The organism is Parasalinivibrio latis, from assembly GCF_036825535.1.
GTDB classification, from domain to species: domain Bacteria; phylum Pseudomonadota; class Gammaproteobacteria; order Enterobacterales; family Vibrionaceae; genus Parasalinivibrio; species Parasalinivibrio latis.
This window is the reverse complement of record NZ_CP098812.1, coordinates 492,862-512,178: the sequence shown is the minus strand read 5'-3', so window position 1 is coordinate 512,178 and position 19,317 is coordinate 492,862. Positions and strand designations below refer to the sequence as shown.

20 protein-coding genes are annotated in these 19,317 nt (G+C 51.4%); 11 read left to right on the top strand and 9 right to left on the bottom strand.

Annotated features, from left to right (window positions below; translation table 11 throughout):
- Nucleotides 1–96 precede the first annotated feature (96 nt).
- The gene (locus NF212_RS02600) at nucleotides 97–792 is read right to left on the bottom strand and encodes an oxidative stress defense protein (protein WP_434358555.1); all 696 of its coding nucleotides are present in this window, start codon (nucleotides 790–792) and stop codon (nucleotides 97–99) included.
- A gap of 85 nt (nucleotides 793–877) precedes the next feature.
- Entirely contained in the window at nucleotides 878–1,789 is a 912-nt protein-coding gene (locus tag NF212_RS02595; RefSeq protein WP_434358553.1) for a LysR family transcriptional regulator ArgP, read from the bottom strand.
- A 114-nt stretch (nucleotides 1,790–1,903) separates the two neighbouring features.
- Here NF212_RS02595 and NF212_RS02590 point away from each other — a divergent pair, with 114 nt between their 5' ends.
- Both NF212_RS02590 and NF212_RS02585 read left to right on the top strand, forming a co-directional pair.
- Nucleotides 1,904–2,536: a LysE/ArgO family amino acid transporter gene (locus tag NF212_RS02590; RefSeq protein WP_434358551.1), complete on the top strand. Its 633-nt coding sequence runs from the start codon at nucleotides 1,904–1,906 to the stop codon at nucleotides 2,534–2,536.
- On the top strand, nucleotides 2,536–3,033 hold the full coding sequence (locus NF212_RS02585) for a YbaK/EbsC family protein (protein WP_434358549.1): 498 nt from the start codon (nucleotides 2,536–2,538) through the stop codon (nucleotides 3,031–3,033). Before NF212_RS02590 ends, NF212_RS02585 begins: the two co-directional genes overlap by 1 nt.
- 41 nt (nucleotides 3,034–3,074) lie before the next feature.
- On the opposite strand, the gene mscS is transcribed toward NF212_RS02585, so the two are convergent.
- From mscS to tkt, 6 genes are all read right to left on the bottom strand, one after another.
- Entirely contained in the window at nucleotides 3,075–3,932 is an 858-nt protein-coding gene (gene mscS / locus NF212_RS02580) for a small-conductance mechanosensitive channel MscS (protein WP_434358547.1), read from the bottom strand.
- Between the two features lie 201 nt (nucleotides 3,933–4,133).
- On the bottom strand, nucleotides 4,134–5,210 hold the full coding sequence (gene fbaA, locus NF212_RS02575; RefSeq protein ID WP_434358545.1) for a class II fructose-bisphosphate aldolase: 1,077 nt from the start codon (nucleotides 5,208–5,210) through the stop codon (nucleotides 4,134–4,136).
- Nucleotides 5,211–5,344: 134 nt separating this feature from the next.
- Nucleotides 5,345–6,508 (bottom strand): phosphoglycerate kinase, encoded by a 1,164-nt coding sequence (locus NF212_RS02570; protein ID WP_434358543.1) that lies wholly within the window; start codon nucleotides 6,506–6,508, stop codon nucleotides 5,345–5,347.
- A gap of 51 nt (nucleotides 6,509–6,559) precedes the next feature.
- On the bottom strand, nucleotides 6,560–7,588 hold the full coding sequence (epd, locus tag NF212_RS02565) for an erythrose-4-phosphate dehydrogenase (RefSeq protein ID WP_434358541.1): 1,029 nt from the start codon (nucleotides 7,586–7,588) through the stop codon (nucleotides 6,560–6,562).
- A 245-nt stretch (nucleotides 7,589–7,833) separates the two neighbouring features.
- Nucleotides 7,834–8,304: an OsmC family protein gene (locus tag NF212_RS02560; RefSeq protein WP_434358539.1), complete on the bottom strand. Its 471-nt coding sequence runs from the start codon at nucleotides 8,302–8,304 to the stop codon at nucleotides 7,834–7,836.
- Between the two features lie 409 nt (nucleotides 8,305–8,713).
- Nucleotides 8,714–10,711: a transketolase gene (gene tkt / locus NF212_RS02555; protein WP_434358537.1), complete on the bottom strand. Its 1,998-nt coding sequence runs from the start codon at nucleotides 10,709–10,711 to the stop codon at nucleotides 8,714–8,716.
- A 319-nt stretch (nucleotides 10,712–11,030) separates the two neighbouring features.
- Here tkt and metK point away from each other — a divergent pair, with 319 nt between their 5' ends.
- From metK to NF212_RS02510, 9 genes are all read left to right on the top strand, one after another.
- The gene (gene metK / locus NF212_RS02550) at nucleotides 11,031–12,185 is read left to right on the top strand and encodes a methionine adenosyltransferase (protein ID WP_434358535.1); all 1,155 of its coding nucleotides are present in this window, start codon (nucleotides 11,031–11,033) and stop codon (nucleotides 12,183–12,185) included.
- An 80-nt stretch (nucleotides 12,186–12,265) separates the two neighbouring features.
- Nucleotides 12,266–12,769 (top strand): SprT family zinc-dependent metalloprotease, encoded by a 504-nt coding sequence (locus NF212_RS02545; protein WP_434358533.1) that lies wholly within the window; start codon nucleotides 12,266–12,268, stop codon nucleotides 12,767–12,769.
- Nucleotides 12,770–12,861: 92 nt separating this feature from the next.
- The gene (gene endA, locus NF212_RS02540; RefSeq protein ID WP_434358531.1) at nucleotides 12,862–13,566 is read left to right on the top strand and encodes a deoxyribonuclease I; all 705 of its coding nucleotides are present in this window, start codon (nucleotides 12,862–12,864) and stop codon (nucleotides 13,564–13,566) included.
- Between the two features lie 87 nt (nucleotides 13,567–13,653).
- The gene (gene rsmE / locus NF212_RS02535; protein ID WP_434358529.1) at nucleotides 13,654–14,385 is read left to right on the top strand and encodes a 16S rRNA (uracil(1498)-N(3))-methyltransferase; all 732 of its coding nucleotides are present in this window, start codon (nucleotides 13,654–13,656) and stop codon (nucleotides 14,383–14,385) included.
- A gap of 23 nt (nucleotides 14,386–14,408) precedes the next feature.
- Nucleotides 14,409–15,359, top strand: a complete 951-nt coding sequence (gene gshB / locus NF212_RS02530) for a glutathione synthase (RefSeq protein WP_434358527.1) — start codon at nucleotides 14,409–14,411, stop codon at nucleotides 15,357–15,359.
- A gap of 104 nt (nucleotides 15,360–15,463) precedes the next feature.
- Nucleotides 15,464–16,027 (top strand): YqgE/AlgH family protein, encoded by a 564-nt coding sequence (locus NF212_RS02525; RefSeq protein ID WP_054674976.1) that lies wholly within the window; start codon nucleotides 15,464–15,466, stop codon nucleotides 16,025–16,027.
- Entirely contained in the window at nucleotides 16,024–16,449 is a 426-nt protein-coding gene (ruvX, locus tag NF212_RS02520; protein ID WP_434358525.1) for a Holliday junction resolvase RuvX, read from the top strand. Before NF212_RS02525 ends, ruvX begins: the two co-directional genes overlap by 4 nt.
- A 74-nt stretch (nucleotides 16,450–16,523) precedes the next feature.
- Nucleotides 16,524–17,675, top strand: a complete 1,152-nt coding sequence (locus tag NF212_RS02515; protein WP_434358523.1) for an iron-containing alcohol dehydrogenase — start codon at nucleotides 16,524–16,526, stop codon at nucleotides 17,673–17,675.
- A 132-nt stretch (nucleotides 17,676–17,807) separates the two neighbouring features.
- Nucleotides 17,808–18,170: a VOC family protein gene (locus NF212_RS02510; protein ID WP_434358521.1), complete on the top strand. Its 363-nt coding sequence runs from the start codon at nucleotides 17,808–17,810 to the stop codon at nucleotides 18,168–18,170.
- A 27-nt stretch (nucleotides 18,171–18,197) separates the two neighbouring features.
- Here the strand turns inward: NF212_RS02510 and NF212_RS02505 are convergent, their stop codons facing one another.
- On the bottom strand, nucleotides 18,198–19,310 hold the full coding sequence (locus NF212_RS02505) for a PilT/PilU family type 4a pilus ATPase (protein WP_434358519.1): 1,113 nt from the start codon (nucleotides 19,308–19,310) through the stop codon (nucleotides 18,198–18,200).
- Nucleotides 19,311–19,317: the final 7 nt, after the last annotated feature.

Below are 19,317 nucleotides of genomic sequence, written 5' to 3'. Positions count from 1 at the left end.
ATGAAAAGGGGCAGCCGAGGCTGCCCTTTTTGTTATTCAGAGAATATACCCTAGCCACATCAAGATGCACCTTGAGGTGGTTTGGGTATAAGTGAATTACTTAATCTTATAAACCACTTCTACCTGGTCTTGCAGGGTGATCTGGCCGTACTGGTAGCTCTTGTTTACCGCACTCTCGTCCATAGCCATACGCAGGGCAACAGGGCGTACTGGCATGCTATCCATATAACGGATCTCCCACACACCATCCAGTTTCTGGCCAAAGCCTTTCGCCAGCTCTGCAGCTTTTACCTGCGCATCTTTGATAGCGGCAATTCGGGCCTGCTTGGCAAGTTCTGCTTCCTTGCTTGATTTCAGCTGGATGTTATTGACGCGGTTCAGGCCTTTGTCCAGCGCAGAATCCAGAATGCTGTTCAGGTCAGCAAGCTTATTCACTGTTACGGTAACCTGACGGCTGGCACGATAACCGGTCAGCTCTGGCGCTTTACCGTTCTCATAACGGTATTGAGGCTGAAGGTTGAGGTTAGCGCTCTGAATATCCTCATCGGCCACACCTTCTTTCTTCAGTCGGGAGATGAAGGCACTGATGGCTTTATCTGATGCTTTTTTCGCTGCCTGTGCGGAATCTTTGGTTACCACAACTTCAACATTGAGGTTAGCCATGTCCGGCTGCACTGTTACCTGCCCAACCCCCATGGTTTCCAGGTGAGGAAAATCCGGTGTTGCAGCCATCGCTGCAGGAACGGTAACCATACCGGCGGTAAACAGGGCTGCAATCAGTGTTTTTTTCATCTTCATTCTCCGAAAAAGAGGAATTACAGACAGTAAGACTCCCACATCAAAGAAAAATTCCCAACACTGTTCAATTAAATTTCTGTCAGGATTTCCCCGTGAAATTGGCCAGGTGCCCTCGGGCATAATTAATACAGCTTTCAGATATTTTCGAAAGGATTCCGCTCTCTGTTGCCCAGTGATGCCAGTAGAGTTTGTAGTGGACCGTTTTACCTGGCATCACATCGACAAGTTCACCACTGGCGAGCTCCCGTTCAATCATAATGACCGGAACAAGGCTGTTTGCCACCCCATGTTTTACCAGTTCCAGGATGGCCTCTGTTGTCCGGACAATATGTTTGGGTACTGCCGTAATGGGTAAGTCAAAATGATCCATCAAAAACTCACCCTGCATATCATCAAACTGGTCGAACACCGTCGTCGGTGCATGCTGGACTTCATCGCGTGTTGCACCTTGCGGGAAGTACTTTTGGGCGAATTCAGGCGTCGCTACACAACAGTAAATAAGTTCGCCAAGATAGTGGCTGACACACCCCTGCAAGGACGTTTCCGCTGTACTGATTACAGCTATAGCCTCACCATTTCTTAACCGGTTAAGCGTCCGGCTTTCATTATCCACCAGAAAATTAAACTCAACCGGGTAAGTCTTCATCACCGGTGCAAGTGCCGGGATTAACCAGGTCGCCAGGCTGTCAGCATTGGTTCCAATGGTTGCCGACAGACGCCGGCTTTCTACTGAAGGGGTCACCTCTGGCAGCATTTCCTGCTCCAACAAACAGACCCGGCGGTAAAGCCCAAGCAGCTTTTGGCCTGCTTCAGTTGGGCGCGGTGGCGTTTCCCTGACCAACAAAGGCTGAGACGCCCATTTTTCCAACTGCTTGATTCTCTGTGATACCGCTGACTGGGTAACAAACAAGGCCTCAGCGGCTTTATCAAAGCCGCCATTGGCAATGACGCTGTCCAGCGCTTCCAGCCAGCGGTAATCCAACCCTCTCATTTCCCTGCCTCATTAGTCTTCCTTATGTTGTATAAAAATTATTAGATTTACTGAAAATCGTCCACTCTTTACTCTAACTTCCACAGTTAACGGCATACTCAACGGAATCGGGCAATGAGCAACATATGGATTATTCTGCAAGGATTTGGTCTGGGCCTAAGCATGATAGTGCCTATCGGTGCCCAAAACGCCTACGTCTTGAACCAGGGGATCAAACGACAGCATCACCTGACAACCGCGACCATCTGCAGCCTCTGCGACATCGTATTTATCACGCTGGGAATTTTCGGGGGCGGTGCACTGCTTTCCAGCAATGCGACATTGCTTAATACCGTGACTTTAGGCGGTATCCTGTTCTTAAGTTTCTACGGTGCCATGTCGGTTAAAGCAGTACTGCAGAACAGGTATGAAAAAGCCGAAATTGATAAAAGCACCAGTCGAGGAAGGCGCGCAGTTATTCTCGGGGCGCTTGCCGTTACCCTGCTCAACCCACATGTCTACCTCGATACCATTGTGGTGTTAGGGTCGATCGGCGGACAGTTTTCCGAAGATGGCCGCATTGCATTTGCCACGGGCACGTTGCTGGCATCACTGAGCTGGTTTTACGGTGTGTCCCTTGCGGCAGCGAAAATGGCGCCAGTACTGAGCAAACCCAGGGTTCAGAGAACGATTGATGCAGTTATAGCCGGGTTTATGTTTTTTATTGCCTGGAAACTGGCTAGCGGGCTTTTGGGGAGGCTGGGCTAATGTACCCATCTGTTGAAGCTATCTTGGAGGCAAATATCACGCTTTTCAGGGAAGCAGGCGTCCCTTACCTTATTTGGGAGCATGAACCCATCCTTGATTTTGACACTGATGAAAAGGTAGCGGCACGCCTTGGCTGGACAGGGGCATTAACCAAAAGTCTTTTCCTCAAACTCAAAGGCAGCGGGTACGCTTTACTGTTTACCCACAAAGATCAGAGGCTGGATACCAAGTCCATCAAAGCCCTGACAGGGAAACGTCCCTCCATCGCCGGGGATGAGGAAATGACGGCAGTGACCGGGTGTCTTCCAAAAGCTGTAAGCCCCTTTACTCTCCCCCCGGACATCCCGCTGATTATCGATCCGGACGTCTACAAATTCAAAGAACTGATGTTCACACCCGGCCCGCCGGTTAACACCATGGGATTTGCTTCCCGACATCTTGACAATATCCTGGCAGCCATCCCAAACCCTGTGTTGGTTCTTGGCAACAGCCAATAAAAAAGGCTTCCAACCGGAAGCCTTTTTTACATTCAGTAAGATTAGTCGACCTTGTTCAGGTGAACATCCATCTGAGGGAATGGGATCTCGATACCTTCTTTATCGAGTTCTTCCTTGATGGCTTGCATCAGGTCGAAGTATACCGCCCAGTAATCAGCAGTACGTACCCAAGGGCGTACCACAAAGTTAACTGAAGAATCAGCCAGGGCAACAACACCCACTGTAGTTTCTGGATCTTTCAGAACACGCTCATCAGCGGCACATACACGCTCCAGAACAGCTTTGGTCTTTTGCAAATCAGCGTTGTAAGACACACCGATTACGAAATCGATGCGGCGGGTATCATGGCGGGAGTAGTTGGTGATTGGGCCACCGATAACAGAACCGTTTGGCACAACAACCATTTTGTTGTCCGGTGTCTTCAGTACGGTAGAGAAGATCTGGATAGATTCAACAGAACCGGCAACACCACCCACTTCCACATAGTCACCTGACTTGAATGGGCGGAAACCTACAATCAGTACGCCAGCTGCGAAGTTAGACAGTGAACCCTGCAACGCCAGGCCAACAGCCAGGCCGGCAGCACCGATAACAGCCACTACAGATGCAGTCTGAACACCAATACGGCTCAGTGCTGCAATAATAACGATGACAAACAGCAGGTAACGAACCAACGCATGGATAAACTCTACAACAGCGTTATCCATCTGTTTCTTGCGCAGTACCTTGGCAACTGAACCGGCAATTGCCTTCACCACGAAGTTACCAATGATGAGGATAAGGATAGCGGAAATAACATTCACGCCATACTGGATGATAAGATCCTGGTTGCTAGCCAGCCAATGCTGTGCTTTTTCAGCTGTTCCGGCCAGCTCTACTACTGGGTTTTCTTGACTCATTCTTATTTTCTCATTTGAGTGATTAACGCCCGAACCTCCCAAAAAAGCGGGGCTCGGCCACCTTACATCAGGCACTCAGGCCTTACAAAACCGTTAAAATGTAACGAAGTTTAAATTGTAATGCGAAAATAGCCTGTCTCAAATAAGAAAAAGCCCGCTTATATAAGCGGGCCTTCTTATAACCGTCGTTTCTGTAAAAAATTACAGTACGTCGATAGCGTTCAGGTCAGAGAATGCTTTCTCCAGACGAGCAACCATAGAAGCCTGACCAGCACGCAGCCATACGCGTGGATCGTAGTACTTCTTGTTAGGAGCTGCTTCACCGGTAGGGTTACCGATTTGACCTTGCAGGTAATCGTGGTTAGCTGCTTCGTACTGACGAACGCCATCCCAGTTTGCCCACTGAGTATCAGTATCGATGTTCATCTTGATAACACCGTAGCTGATTGATTCCTGGATATCAGCTTCTGAAGAACCTGAACCGCCGTGGAATACGAAGTTCAGAGACTTAGCTGGCAGGTTGAACTTCTCAGAAACGTATGCCTGAGAGTCACGCAGGATGGTAGGAGTCAGAACAACGTTACCAGCCTGGTATACACCGTGTACGTTACCGAAAGAGGCAGCGATGGTGAAACGGTGGCTGATTGCGCTCAGCTTCTCGTAAGCGTATGCAACGTCTTCTGGAGAAGTGTACAGCTCAGAAGAATCCATGTCTGAGTTATCAACGCCGTCTTCTTCACCACCAGTACAACCCAGTTCGATCTCCAGGGTCATGTTCATCTTAGCCATGCGCTCAAGGTACTTGCCGCTGATTTCGATGTTTTCTTCCAGAGTTTCTTCTGACAGGTCGATCATGTGAGAAGAGAACAGTGGCTTACCAGTCTGAGCGAAGAACTCTTCACCAGCAGACAGCAGACCGTCGATCCATGGCAGCAGTTTCTTAGCTGCGTGGTCAGTGTGCAGAATTACTGGCACACCGTAAGTTTCAGCGATCGCGTGAACGTATTTCGCACCAGCAACTGCACCCAGGATTTGTGCATCCTGACCTTCCAGCTTCAGACCTTTACCAGCGAAGAAAGCAGCACCGCCGTTAGAGAACTGAACGATAACTGGTGCTTTAACTTTTGCAGCTGATTCCAGTACAGCGTTGATAGAGTCAGTGTTAACTACGTTAACCGCTGGCAGGGCAAAGTTATGCTCTTTAGCAATTTCGAATACTTTTTGTACGTCATCACCAGAGATAACACCTGGCTTTACGAAATCAAAGATTTTAGACATGTCTATGGTCCTGTTTACTTTGTTGTCTTCGCGAGATTAATAAAAATCTTAGGGCAAACGTTTGCTTTCAATGCAGGGCATTCTATACAAACGTTAAGCAAAACGGGAGCCTGAACTCCCGTTTATTTTGTCAATTACGCTTTGGCGCGCTCTTCCAGCATAGCGACTGCTGGCAGTACTTTACCTTCAACGAACTCAAGGAAAGCGCCGCCGCCGGTAGAGATGTAAGACACCTGCTCTTTGATGCCATACTTGTCGATAGCAGCCAGAGTGTCACCACCACCAGCGATAGAGAAACCTTCAGACTCAGCAATTGCCTTAGAAACGATTTCTGTACCGTTGCCGAACTGATCGATTTCGAATACACCTACTGGGCCGTTCCACAGGATGGTCTTGGCACCCTTGATGATTTGAGCCAGTTCTTCCGCTGAATCAGGGCCGATATCCAGCACCATGTCGTCTTCAGCGATGTCAGCAGCAGACTTGATAGTCGCTTCTGCAGACTCAGAGAATTCTTTTGCACAAACTACGTCAGTTGCTACTGGCACGTCAGTTTGTTCCATCAGCGCTTTCGCTGTATCGATCAGGTCTGCTTCGTACAGAGACTTACCAACGTTTTTGCCGGTAGCTGCGATGAAGGTGTTAGCGATACCGCCACCAACTACCACTTTGTCAGCGATCTTGGCCAGAGACTCAAGAACAGTCAGCTTGGTAGAAACTTTAGAACCACCAACGATAGCAACCATTGGGCGAGCTGGGTTGGTCAGGGCTTTGCCCAGAGCGTCCAGTTCTGCAGCCAGCAGAGGGCCAGCACATGCTACAGGAGCGTGCATACCAACACCGTGAGTTGAAGCCTGTGCACGGTGAGCAGTACCGAATGCGTCCATTACGAATACGTCACACAGAGCAGCGTATTGCTTAGACAGATCTTCTTCGTTCTTCTTCTCGCCTTTGTTGAAACGAACGTTTTCCAGAACAACCAGTTCACCAGCATTCAGTTCCAGACCGTTCAGGTAGTCTTTTTCCAGGCGAACTTCGCAATCCAGCGCATCGTTCAGGTAGTTAACTACAGGAGCCAGAGAGAACTGCTCGTCGTACTCACCTTCAGTAGGACGACCCAGGTGAGAAGTCACCATTACTTTTGCGCCAGCTTCAAGGCAGTGCTTGATAGTTGGCAGAGAAGCCAGGATACGAGCGTCAGAAGTTACTTTACCTTCTTTAACTGGCACGTTCAGGTCAGCACGGATCAGAACACGCTTACCAGCCAGTTCCAGATCAGTCATTTTGATTACAGACATGGTCGTCCTCTCTATCTTTTACGAATCAATAATTTGTAAATGTTAGGCTGCTCACTGCGGTGAACAGCCTTGAATTCCTGCCATTGCTAACGCCGTATCCAGCATGCGGTTGGCAAATCCCCATTCGTTGTCGCACCAAACCAGCATCTTCACGAGATGCCCGTTACTTACGCGGGTCTGAGACCCATCGACGATGGCGCTGTGGGGGTCATGGTTAAAGTCGACGGAAACCAGTGGGGCTTCGGTGTAATCTACAATGCCATTCAATGTACACCCAGAGGCCTCGGAGAGTGATTGATTTACGTCATTAACTTTCACTTTAGTGTTAACAGTCACGCTCAAATCCATTGCTGTGACGTTAATTGTTGGAACTCTAACCGATATCGCTTCAAATTTGTTAGAAAATTTCGGAAATATTCTACCAATACCTTTATGCAATTTGGTATCAACGGGAATGATAGACTGGCTGGCAGCTCGGGTGCGTCGCAAATCTGAATGATAAGCGTCAATAACCTGCTGATCATGCATGGAAGCGTGGATAGTAGTGATGGTACCTGAATCGATACCGAACTTTTCATCCAAGACCTTGATAACCGGCACGATACAGTTTGTGGTACAGGATCCGTTCGACACGATTTTGTGTTCTGGTTTGAGTGTGTCGTGATTTACACCATAGATAATGGTGTTATCGAGATCGTTACCACCGGGATGAGAGAACAGCACCTTACCGGCACCGGCTGCGATGTGGGCTTCACCGTCTCCTCGCTCGCCAAACACCCCGGTGCAGTCTAATACGATGTCTACGCCGAGATCCCGCCAGGGAAGGAGGTGGATATCACTGAGGTGGAGGATACGTATTTTGTCATCCCCTACGTGCAGAATTTCCTGAGTGCAACTGACAAGCTTAAAAAAGCGGCCATGACTGGTGTCATACTGCAACAGGTGAGCCATCGCTTCGGGTTCAGCAAGTTCATTCACTGCAACCACTTCTATCTGGTCACGTTTTCCGCTTTCATAAAGAGCACGTAATACGCTGCGGCCGATACGGCCAAATCCGTTTATCGCAACTTTGAGTGTCATTTCCGTCTATTCCTTTAAAGCGCAGCTAAGTGTATCTCAAGCCCGAATGAGAAGCACGTAAATTGTGACTGGTCTCACCTTTTGTTAACGTAGGTGAGACCTTTTAAAACACTTACTTAAAGCGGGGTTACTACCGGCAGGAATAGTAAGATGACAGCAGGTCAGAGGCCATGCCCGGGGCTGGAACAGAGTACTAGGGTCACGCTTCCCCAGCAGTAATAACAGGTAAATATAAGGCGGCAATATCAGTCATTCAGGATTTCAGTAACCACATCCGTCTTGACCGAGTTGGCTATAAAACATGCGTCATGGGCTCTTTGGTGCAACGCTTCCAGCATATCGAAATCCGGTTGCTTTTCACCGGAGAAAATCACACGGGGACGAAGTATCACTTTAGTCATTGCGATCTTTCCTTCCTCATTGGCTTCCATAAAGCCAACAGCACTGTCGACATAGCTTTCGACGACAAAGCCCCGCTTAGCTGCGAATGAAAGGAAAAACAACATATGGCAACTCGACAGAGAAGCTACGAACGCCTCTTCCGGATCAACGTTGGCTTCAACGGAATACGGCAGCGGTACAACTTGGGGAGAAGAAGATGCGGGAAGCTCTACACCTCCATCAAATGCCCATATATGCCCACGGCTGTACTTGTTGTCGGTGAAGTCTTCACCCGGCTGTCGTTGCCAGGTAACAGTAGCGGTGTAATTCCCCATTCCAAACTCTCCATGTCACGGTTCTCTGTTTTCTTATCTCTTTTCTTTTAACTATTACACAAGAAGTTGGATATACCCAAACCACCTCAAGGTGCGTCATTCAGAGTGATTTCAGTGCGTTCAATTCAAGGAAAATACCTGAAGGAATGGCTGTTCCCTTTCAAAGGTATTTGACACAGAAGTGGACGCACTGAAACCCTCCCGAAGGGCGAGTTTGATTGGCTCTCATTCTGCGTTGCTGTTTTTGATTTAGAGCCACTAGATCGTCAAAACAGCGCCTTGACTGAAAGCCAATCAACTCTCGCTGAAAACTGCATCTTGAGGTGGCTTGGGTATAGAGGTTTTCAACAAGCAAAAAAATGCCGGTCACTGGGACCGGCATCATCTTCATTTATTGATCCGCTTAGGCTTACGCCAGCACTTCTTTGGCCTTGGCAACCACGTTTTCAACGGTGAAGCCAAACTCCTTGAACAGCAGGTCAGCCGGGGCAGACTCACCGAAGCTGGTCATGCCAACGATACGGCCGCCGAAACCAACATACTTGTACCAGTAGTCAGCAATGCCGGCTTCCACTGCCACGCGGGCAGTGACGTCTGATGGCAGTACCGCTTCACGGTAAGCCGCATCCTGGGCATCAAACACGTCAGTACATGGCAGGGACACCACTCGTACCTTGCGGCCTTCTGCGCTCAGTTGGTCTGCTGCCTGTACCGCCAGCTCCACTTCTGAGCCGGTGGCGATGAAAATCAGCTCTGGCTTGCCGTCGCTGTCTTTCAGGATGTAACCGCCTTTAGCTACATCCGCCAGTTGCGCGTCAGTACGTGGCTGCTGGGCCAGGTTCTGACGGGAGAAAATCAGTGACGTCGGGCCGTCTTTACGCTCGATGGCGTGCTTCCAGGCAACTGCAGATTCCACCTGGTCACATGGGCGCCAGGTGCTCATGTTCGGGGTCAGGCGCAGGGAGGCAATCTGCTCAACCGGCTGGTGGGTCGGGCCGTCTTCACCCAGGCCGATAGAATCGTGGGTGTATACCTGGATGTTCTGCACCTTCATCAGGGCAGCCATACGCATGGCATTACGGGCATATTCCATAAACATCAGGAAGGTGGCACCGTAAGGGACGAAACCGCCGTGCAGGGCAATACCGTTGATGATGGCAGTCATACCAAATTCACGGACACCGTAGTGGATATAGTTGCCAGACGCATCATCGTGGGTCAGTGACTTGGAGCCGGACCACATGGTGAGGTTGGACGGTGCCAGGTCAGCTGAGCCACCCATGAATTCAGGCAGCATCTTGCCGAACGCTTCCAGGGCATTCTGGGATGCCTTGCGTGAGGCGATAGAAGCCGGGTTGGCTTGCAGCTCAGCAATGTACTTGTCCGCTTCTTCTGCGAAGTTGGCTGGCAGTTCGCCCGCCATACGACGCTTGAACTCAGCAGCCAGCTCTGGGTGGGCGTTGGCGTAAGCGGCAAACTTCTCATCCCAGGCTCTTTCTTTGGCCGCACCGGCTTCTTTGGCATCCCACTCTGCGTAGATATCCGCAGGGATGTCAAACGGGCCATGGTTCCAGCCGAGGAACTCACGGGCTGCGGCGATTTCTGCATCACCCAGTGGAGCACCGTGGCAGTCGTGGCTGCCGGACTTGTTTGGTGAGCCGAAACCGATGATGGTCTTGGTACAAATCAGGGTTGGCTTGCCGGTTTCTGCCTTGGCAGCCTGGACAGCCGCTTCAATGGCTTCTGCATCATGGCCGTCTACATCACGGATAACATGCCAGCCGTACGCTTCAAAACGGGCCGGAGTGTTGTCAGTGAACCAGCCTTCTACGTGGCCGTCGATAGAGATGCCGTTGTCGTCCCAGAACGCCACCAGCTTGCCAAGGCCCAGGGTACCGGCCAGGGAGCAAGCCTCATGGGAGATACCTTCCATCAGGCAGCCGTCACCCATAAACACATAAGTGTGGTGGTCAACGATGTCATGGCCATCACGGTTGAACTGGGCAGCCAGGGCTTTTTCAGCCAGTGCCATACCCACCGCATTGGTGATGCCCTGACCCAGTGGGCCAGTGGTGGTTTCAATGCCCGGTGCATAACCGTACTCCGGGTGGCCCGGGGTTTTGGAGTGCAGCTGGCGGAAGTTTTTCAGGTCATCAATAGACAGGTCATAGCCGGTCAGGTGGAGCAGAGAGTAAATCAGCATTGAGCCGTGGCCGTTTGACAGTACGAAACGGTCGCGGTTGGCCCACTGCGGGTTTTGTGGGTTGTGGTTCATGTGGCCGCGCCACACAACTTCGGCGATATCGGCCATGCCCATAGGGGCACCCGGGTGACCAGAGTTTGCTTTTTGTACGCCGTCCATGCTCAGGGCACGGATCGCATTGGCCAGAACCTTACGGGAAGACATGTCTGCTCCTGATAAATGCTTACACTTAAGATTGAATTACTTATGCAACTGGCAACTTTTCCTGACACTGCCGGCCGCATCTTTTGGCGGGCGAGTATTTTCGCAGGACTCTATGTGGGGTGCAAACGATTTACTGAAGGGAACGTCGCCAAACTGCAATAAAAAATTCAAAACGTGAAGCGATGAACAATCGATTTAGTGAATGACCACATAAAAAGCACTATTGATTTTGATCACATCGCAGATAGAATAGACGTCCAGATGTGAAAACATCTAAACGAAGTTTTTACGATCGACTAATTCACAAGTGGGAATCTTAATGGCTAAGCACCTGTTTACTTCTGAGTCAGTTTCAGAAGGCCATCCTGACAAAATCGCAGACCAAATTTCAGACGCAGTACTTGACGCGATCCTTGAGCAAGACCCTAAGGCACGTGTAGCGTGTGAAACCTATGTCAAAACTGGCATGGTAATGGTTGGCGGTGAGATCACCACTTCTGCATGGGTTGATATCGAAGAGCTGACCCGCAAGACCGTGCGCGAAATCGGCTACACCGGTTCTGAAATGGGCTTCGATGCCGACTCATGTGCTGTACTGAGCGCCATTGGCAAGCAGTCTCCGGACATCAACCAGGGCGTTGACAAGATTGACCCTAAAGAACAAGGCGCCGGTGACCAGGGCATCATGTTCGGTTATGCAACCAACGAAACTGACGTACTGATGCCAGCACCTGTGACTTATGCTCACCGTCTGGTACAGCGCCAGGCTGAAGTGCGCAAGAACGGCACCCTTCCTTGGCTGCGCCCGGACGCAAAGAGCCAGGTTACATTCCAGTACGATAACAACAAAATCGTTGGTATCGACGCCGTAGTCCTGTCTACCCAGCACAGCGACAGCATCTCGACTGAAAGCCTGCGCGAAGCGGTAATGGAAGAGATCATCAAGCCGGTTCTGCCTTCAGAATGGCTGAGCAAAGAGACCAAGTACTTCATCAACCCAACCGGTCGTTTTGTTATCGGTGGTCCTATGGGTGACTGTGGTCTGACTGGCCGTAAAATCATCGTAGATACCTACGGCGGTGCGGCACGTCACGGTGGCGGTGCATTCTCTGGTAAAGATCCATCAAAGGTTGACCGTTCTGCAGCCTATGCAGCACGTTATGTTGCCAAAAACATCGTAGCAGCCGGCATGGCTGACCGCTGTGAAATCCAGCTGTCTTACGCTATTGGTGTTGCTGAGCCAACATCTATCATGGTGGAAACCTTCGGCACCGAAAAAGTGTCCCAGGAAATCATCGTTGAAGCGGTTCGCCAGCACTTCGACCTGCGCCCATACGGCCTGCAGGAAATGCTGAACCTTCTGCAACCTATTTACCAAAAGACCGCAGCCTACGGCCACTTCGGTCGCGAAGAGTTCCCATGGGAAGCGACTGACAAAGCGGCTGCCCTGCGCGATTTCGCCGGCATCAAGTAATTCCGGTTACCCGGTTTAGCGGGTACACTTCAAAAGGAGGCCACAGTGGTCTCCTTTTTTGTTATCTGAAAATGAGATCTATGGACGAACTGGAATTCAGGGTCACCCAGGCTGTCACCCGCTGTATAGATACCGCAAGAAAGGCATTTAACAAGGAATTCCCGATTCCTGAAATCCTGTTTAACCAGCGAGGAAAAGCAGCAGGATGCGCCCGGCTTCAAACCTGGCAGCTAAGGTTCAACCCAGTTCTCCTGCGTGAAAACACCCAGGCTTTTCTTGACGAAGTTGTCCCCCATGAAGTCGCCCACCTCATCACATATGCCTGTTACGGCCGGGTAAAACCACATGGTAGGGAATGGCAGGGGATCATGTATTCCGTTTTCGGTCTTGAGCCAAAAACAACGCACAGCTTCGATGTCGCATCAGTAAAAGGCAAAACTTTCCTTTACCGCTGTCAATGCAGTGAGCATGAATTGACCGTCCGCCGCCATAACCGTATCCAGCGTGATCAGGCAACATACCTGTGCAGGAAGTGCCACTCCCCACTCCGCAGGGAAACCTTGTCCCCTTCGTCGCCAAGGTAACTTCTGACAAATTACTCACCTGTTTCTGAGACATGACTCGAAGAAGTTGAGATACTGATAAATATCTCATTTTCTTTTTTGGAGTCACAGCCATGAAAGCGCTGCTTGCGCTGGTGACGGCGCTGACACTCTCTGCGTCAGCTTTTGCCGCCCCACCTCAATCCTTTACCAAAGCCAAACGCATTGCCGTGAAAATTTACCAGGATCACCCTGTCAGCTTTTACTGCGGCTGCAAGATAGACTGGAATGGCCGCAAGGGTGTACCGGAGTTGGATGATTGTGGCTACAAGATACGTAAGCAAAAGCGCCGTGCAGAGCGCATCGAATGGGAACACGTGGTACCGGCATGGCAATTTGGCCACCAGCTCCAGTGCTGGCAAAAAGGCGGCCGTAAAAACTGCAGCCGTCACGATGTCCAATTCAAACTGATGGAAGCTGACCTGCACAACCTGACCCCGGCTATAGGTGAGGTAAACGGTGACCGCTCCAACTTCCGTTTCAGCCAGTGGAATGGTGACAAAGGCGCTTTCTACGGCCAGTGCGAAATGAAAGTTGACTTCAAAGGCCGGGTTGCTGAGCCGCCCAAGCGTGCCCGGGGGGCTGTCGCCCGCACGTATAAGTACATGCACAAAGAGTATGACTTCCAGCTGTCAAGCGCCCAAAAGAAACTGATGGATGCCTGGGACAAAACTTACCCGGTTGACGCCTGGGAGTGTGAGCGGGACCGCCGGATCGCCAAAGTCCAGGGCAACCACAACCCGTTTGTCCTGAAAGCCTGTAAGGCTAAAGGGTTATAACCTCAGCCTGGTCACCTCCCCGGTGGAGGTGATCCCCCCTACCCCTCGTGCTATGATGCCCTCAATTCCAACCATCAGTTCAAGATCATGCGTATTCCACGTATTTACCATCCAGAGAATATTTCCGCCCCTTCATCGGTCTCCCTGAGTGAAGAAGCCGCCAACCATGTCGGACGGGTCCTGCGTATGCAGGCAGGTGAACAGGTGCTGCTTTTTGATAACAGCGGTGCGGAATTCCCGGCTGAAATCACCGAAGCCGGTAAAAAGCGTGTGACCGTACAGATAACTGAGCGGGTTGAAAACAGCGTAGAGTCCCCGTTGGACTTCCACCTCGGCCAGGTTATTTCGCGCGGTGACAAGATGGAGTTCACCATCCAGAAATCCGTCGAGCTTGGTGTAAACACCATTACTCCGCTGATTTCAGAACGTTGTGGCGTCAAGCTCAATGCTGAGCGTTTTGACAAGAAGCTCCAGCAATGGCAGAAAATTGCCATCTCAGCCTGTGAGCAGTGTGGCCGTAACAAGGTACCGGAAATCCGTCCGGTGATGAGACTGGAAGACTGGTGCCAAGAGGAAGATGGCAGCCTGAAACTGAATCTGCACCCTCGCGCCAAATATTCCATCAATACCCTGCCTGAGCCGGTAACCAAAGTGCGCCTGCTTATCGGCCCGGAAGGTGGCCTGTCAGCCGACGAAATTGAGATGACAGGCAAATACAACTTTGAAGAAATCCTGTTGGGTCCCCGTGTACTGCGTACCGAAACATGTGCCCTGACAGCAATTACTGCCCTCCAGGTTCGCTTCGGCGACCTGGGCTGACAGCTTTGATACGGAGAGAACAGATGATCAAACTCGGCGTTGTCATGGACCCTATTTCGTCCATCAACATCAAGAAGGACTCTACCTTTGCCATGATGCTGGAAGCCCAGCGCCGCGGCTGGGAAATCCACTACATGGAAATGGCAGACCTGTCGCTGGAGCAGGGCAAAGCCTTTGCCCGTACCCGTACCGTGACACTGAAGGAAGACCCGGCTGACTGGTACAACATCGACAGCGAGCAGGAAATCCCACTGGCAGATCTCGACGCTGTCCTGATGCGCAAGGATCCCCCTTTCGATACCGAGTACATCTACGCGACTTACATCCTTGAGCGCGCAGAAGTTCAAGGCTGCCTTATCGTCAACAAGCCGCAAAGCCTGCGTGACTGCAACGAAAAGCTCTTCACAGCTTGGTTCCCGGACCTGACACCTACCACTCTGGTTACGCGCCGCGCTGACCAGATCCGTGCGTTCCGAGAAAAACACGGTGATGTGATCCTCAAGCCTCTCGACGGCATGGGCGGCTCTTCAATCTTCCGCGTGAAATCAGATGATCCTAACGTATCAGTCATCATCGAAACCCTGACTGATCAGGGCACCCGCTACTGTATGGCGCAGACCTTCGTACCGGACATCACCAACGGCGACAAGCGTATCCTGGTGGTTGACGGTGAACCTATGCCTTACTGCCTGGCCCGTATTCCCGCCAAAGGCGAAACCCGTGGCAACCTTGCCGCTGGCGGCCGCGGTGAAGCTCGCCCTCTGAGCGACACTGACTGGGAAATTGCCAAAGCGGTTGCGCCGACGCTGAAAGAAAAAGGGCTGATTTTTGTCGGTCTGGACGTTATCGGTAACAAACTGACCGAGATTAATGTCACCAGCCCGACTTGTATTCGTGAAATCGAAGCCGCATTTACTATCTCGATAACCGGAAAACTGATGGACGCTATTGAGCGTCGCCTCAAAAGTGAATAACGTCAGGCTTTGAGACGGTCTGTGTTCAAAGGCAAATAATCTGGGAGAAGTATGGCGTAATTCGCCATACTTCATGTATCTACCGATGGAGAGTCGACATCATGATGAACTTAAAAAATCACTTTCTTGTCGCGATGCCCGGCATGACAGATCCGCGCTTTGAACAAGGTGTGGTGTATGTCTGTGAGCATAACGACGAGGGAGCGATGGGCTTGATGATCAACAACCCCATCAGTATCTCGGTCGGCAATATGCTTGACCAGATTGACGTAGAGCGAGACCTGCCCGTTGCCTTCCCGAATAAGCTCGAACAGCCGGTTCTTAACGGTGGCCCGGTATCAGAAGACCGGGGGTTTGTGCTCCATCGCCCTCACCGGGACTACGGTTCGAGCATGGAACTGACCGATGACATTACAGTCACCACCTCCAAGGATATCCTGAACATCCTCGGCACCGACGAAGGCCCGGAGAAGTTCCTGGTGACCCTGGGGTATTCCGGCTGGGATGCCGGCCAGCTTGAGCAGGAGCTGGCTGAAAACAGCTGGCTGACCATTGAGGCCGACCCGGACCTGATTTTCAACACCCCCATTAACGAGCGGTGGAGCAAGGCTCTGGCCCAACTGGGCATCAACCCGCTCCACCTGTCCGACGAAATAGGACATGCATGAGTTCCAGAACAGTTCTCGCCTTTGATTACGGCACCAAAAGCATTGGTGTGGCTATTGGCCAGGAAATCACAGGCACAGCCCGTCCACTGGCAGCCCTCAAGGCACAGGACGGCATCCCTAACTGGGATCAAATTGAAAAACTGCTGAAAGAGTGGCAACCGGATCTGATGGTAGTTGGCCTGCCAATGGATCTTCACGGCAAAGATCTCGAGACCATCACCCCCCGAGCCAAAAAATTTGCCAACCGCCTTTTTGGCCGCTTCGGTAAAAAAGTCGAGCTCCATGACGAGCGGCTGACTACCACAGAAGCGCGGGCCATGCTGTTTGAGCGCGGTGGCTACAAAGCCCTGGGCAAAGGTGAGATTGATTCACTGTCTGCCGTTATCATTCTCGAAAGCTGGTTTGAAGCCCAGTACGGTTAAGCATTTCAAGGCATCCTCCCTCGGGTGCCTTTCTTTTATCTATGGAAATGACCGTTTTACCTACGGAGTAAGCCATGAACAATTTCACGTTTGAAAATACCACCCGCATCCATTTCGGAGCAGGTCAGATTGAAAAACTGGCAGAAGAAATCCCGGAAGGCAGCAAGACACTGGTCCTTTATGGTGGCGGCTCTATCAAATCCAACGGTGTCTATGATCAGGTAACCAAGGCTCTGGAAGGAAAAGAATGGGGGGAGTTTTCAGGCATTGAGCCAAACCCCCAGTACGACACCCTGATGAAAGCGGTAGAGAAAATCCGCGAAGAGGAGTTCGACTACCTGCTGGCTGTCGGTGGCGGTTCGGTTGTGGACGGAACCAAGTTCATTGCAGCAGCCGTACGTTTTGATGAAGGCGACCCGTGGCAGATCCTCTCCAACCACAAGCAGGTAGAAGACGCCATGCCAATTGGCTGCGTGCTGACGCTGCCAGCAACCGGCTCTGAAACCAATATCGCAGCCGTGGTCAGCCGCGGTGCCGACAAACTGCCGTTCATCTCGCCGCTTGTCCGCCCTAGGTTCGCCATTTTGGACCCGGCAACCACGCTCAGCCTCTCTCCCCGCCAGGTGTCTAACGGTGTGGTAGATGCCTTTGTCCACACCATCGAGCAGTACCTGACCTACCCGGTCAACGCCAAAATCCAGGACCGGTTTGCTGAAGGCATCCTGCTGACGCTGATAGAAGAAGGACCCAAAGCGCTGACCACCCCGAAAGACCTGGAAGTTCGCACCAATATTATGTGGGCGGCAACCCAGGCGCTTAACGGCCTGATCGGTGCCGGCGTCCCGCAAGACTGGGCAACCCATATGATTGGCCATGAGCTTACTGCCGAGTACGGCATCGACCATGCCCGCACACTTAGCATTCTTTTGCCTGCTGTGATGCAAAAGCAGCGGGAGAAGAAAAAAGGCAAATTGCTCCAATACGCCGAGCGTGTCTGGGGCATTACCGACGGCAATGAGAATGAACGCATCGACGGCGCTATCTCTGCAACCGTAGCCTTTTTCCGCCAGATGGAAGTGCCGGTGTGTCTTTCCGATGTGGAAGTCTCCGACGATGCGGTAGAAAAAGTCACCACACGCCTGGAAAACCACGGCATGACCCAGCTTGGCGAACATGGGGATATTGATATCAACGCGGCCCGCAGTATCCTGCAACTCGCGCTTTAATGCATAAACCTCAAAAACGGGGAGAGCCGATGAGCTCTCCCCGTTTCTTTTTCAAACCCCCAAGTTTAATACGCCCCCCCCGGCCAGATTCACTATGGTTAACCTTCCTGCTCAGATCCAAGGAAGTTCAACATGCAAAAAGTAAATGGTATTGGCGGCGTCTTCTTCCGGGCAAAAGACCCGGCTACCCTTTCAGCCTGGTATCAAACCCATTTGGGTATTAATCCCATTCCGACCGATTACGATACCGCGCCCTGGCAACAGGAATCCGGTGCAACCGTATTCGCGCCTTTCCCGGAAGAGACTGATTATTTCGGCGATCCCGAACAGGCATGGATGATCAATTTCCGTGTCTCGGATCTTGATGCCATGGTTGCACAATTGGAAGCAGCCGGTATCGAGGTGGAGATAAACCCGCAAACCTTCCCGAATGGCAGGTTTGCAAGGTTGCATGATCCGGAAGGTAATCCGGTTGAACTTTGGGAGCCCGTTTAAAGAGCTCCCGGTTTGTGGAAGGAGCGACTATTCCAGCTCAAGGTGCACACCATCGAGTGATGAGCCTCTGTCTTTTTCTTCCTGTCTCTGCATTTTGATCATCAACTTGAGATCGTTGGACGAGTCAGCATACAGCAGTGCATCGTCGTAGCTTATCTTGCCGTCCATAAAGAGTCTGCAGAGCGACTGGTCAAAGGTACACATGCCATTGTTGGTACTTCGCTTCATCACGTCCTTGAGCTCATGGAGCTCATTGCGGCGAATCAGGTCCGACACCAAAGGTGAGTTCAACAGCAGCTCAAAAGCCCCATGTCGCCCAACACCGGAGACATCCGGCACCAGTTGCTGCGCCAGTACACATTTCAGGTTCAGGGAGAGATCAAACAGGAAAGGTACCCGGCGATCTTCCGGTACCAGGTGGAGAATACGCTCCAACGCCTGGTTGGCGTTATTGGCGTGCAGCGTGGCTATGCACAGGTGGCCGGTTTCGGCAAACTGCATCGCGAACTCCATGGTTTCACGGCTGCGGATTTCACCAATCATAATGACATCCGGGGCCTGTCGCAGGGAGTTTTTCAGCGCAATTTCGTAGCTTTCTGTATCTATCCCAACTTCGCGCTGGGTGACAATACACTTGTTGTGCGGGTGGATAAATTCAATCGGGTCTTCCACTGTCAGGATATGGCCAGTCGCCCGGGCATTGCGCAGCCCAATCATTGAAGCCATCGAGGTAGACTTGCCCGAGCCGGTGGCACCGACAATCAGAATAAGGCCCCGTTTGGCAATTGCCAGATCCCGCATGACTTCCGGAAGACCCAGACTTTCAAACGAAGGGATATCCGTCTGGATTCGGCGCAGTACCATACCGGGCATATCCCGTTGCCAGAAAGCACTGACACGAAAACGGGCGTCATCGGTCTCCACGGCAAAATTGGATTCCCGTGTCTGGATAAACTCCTGATACTGCTCTTCATCCATCGCTTTGCGCAGGAGCGTAAGAACACTTTCAGCATCCAGGACATCCCCGAAAGGCGTCAATGTGCCGTCCACCCGCAACATGCAAGACGCCCCGACAGTGACATAGGCATCCGACCCCTGACGTAAAACCAATTCAGACAGCACATTCTGCAATTGAATCATTTTCCCT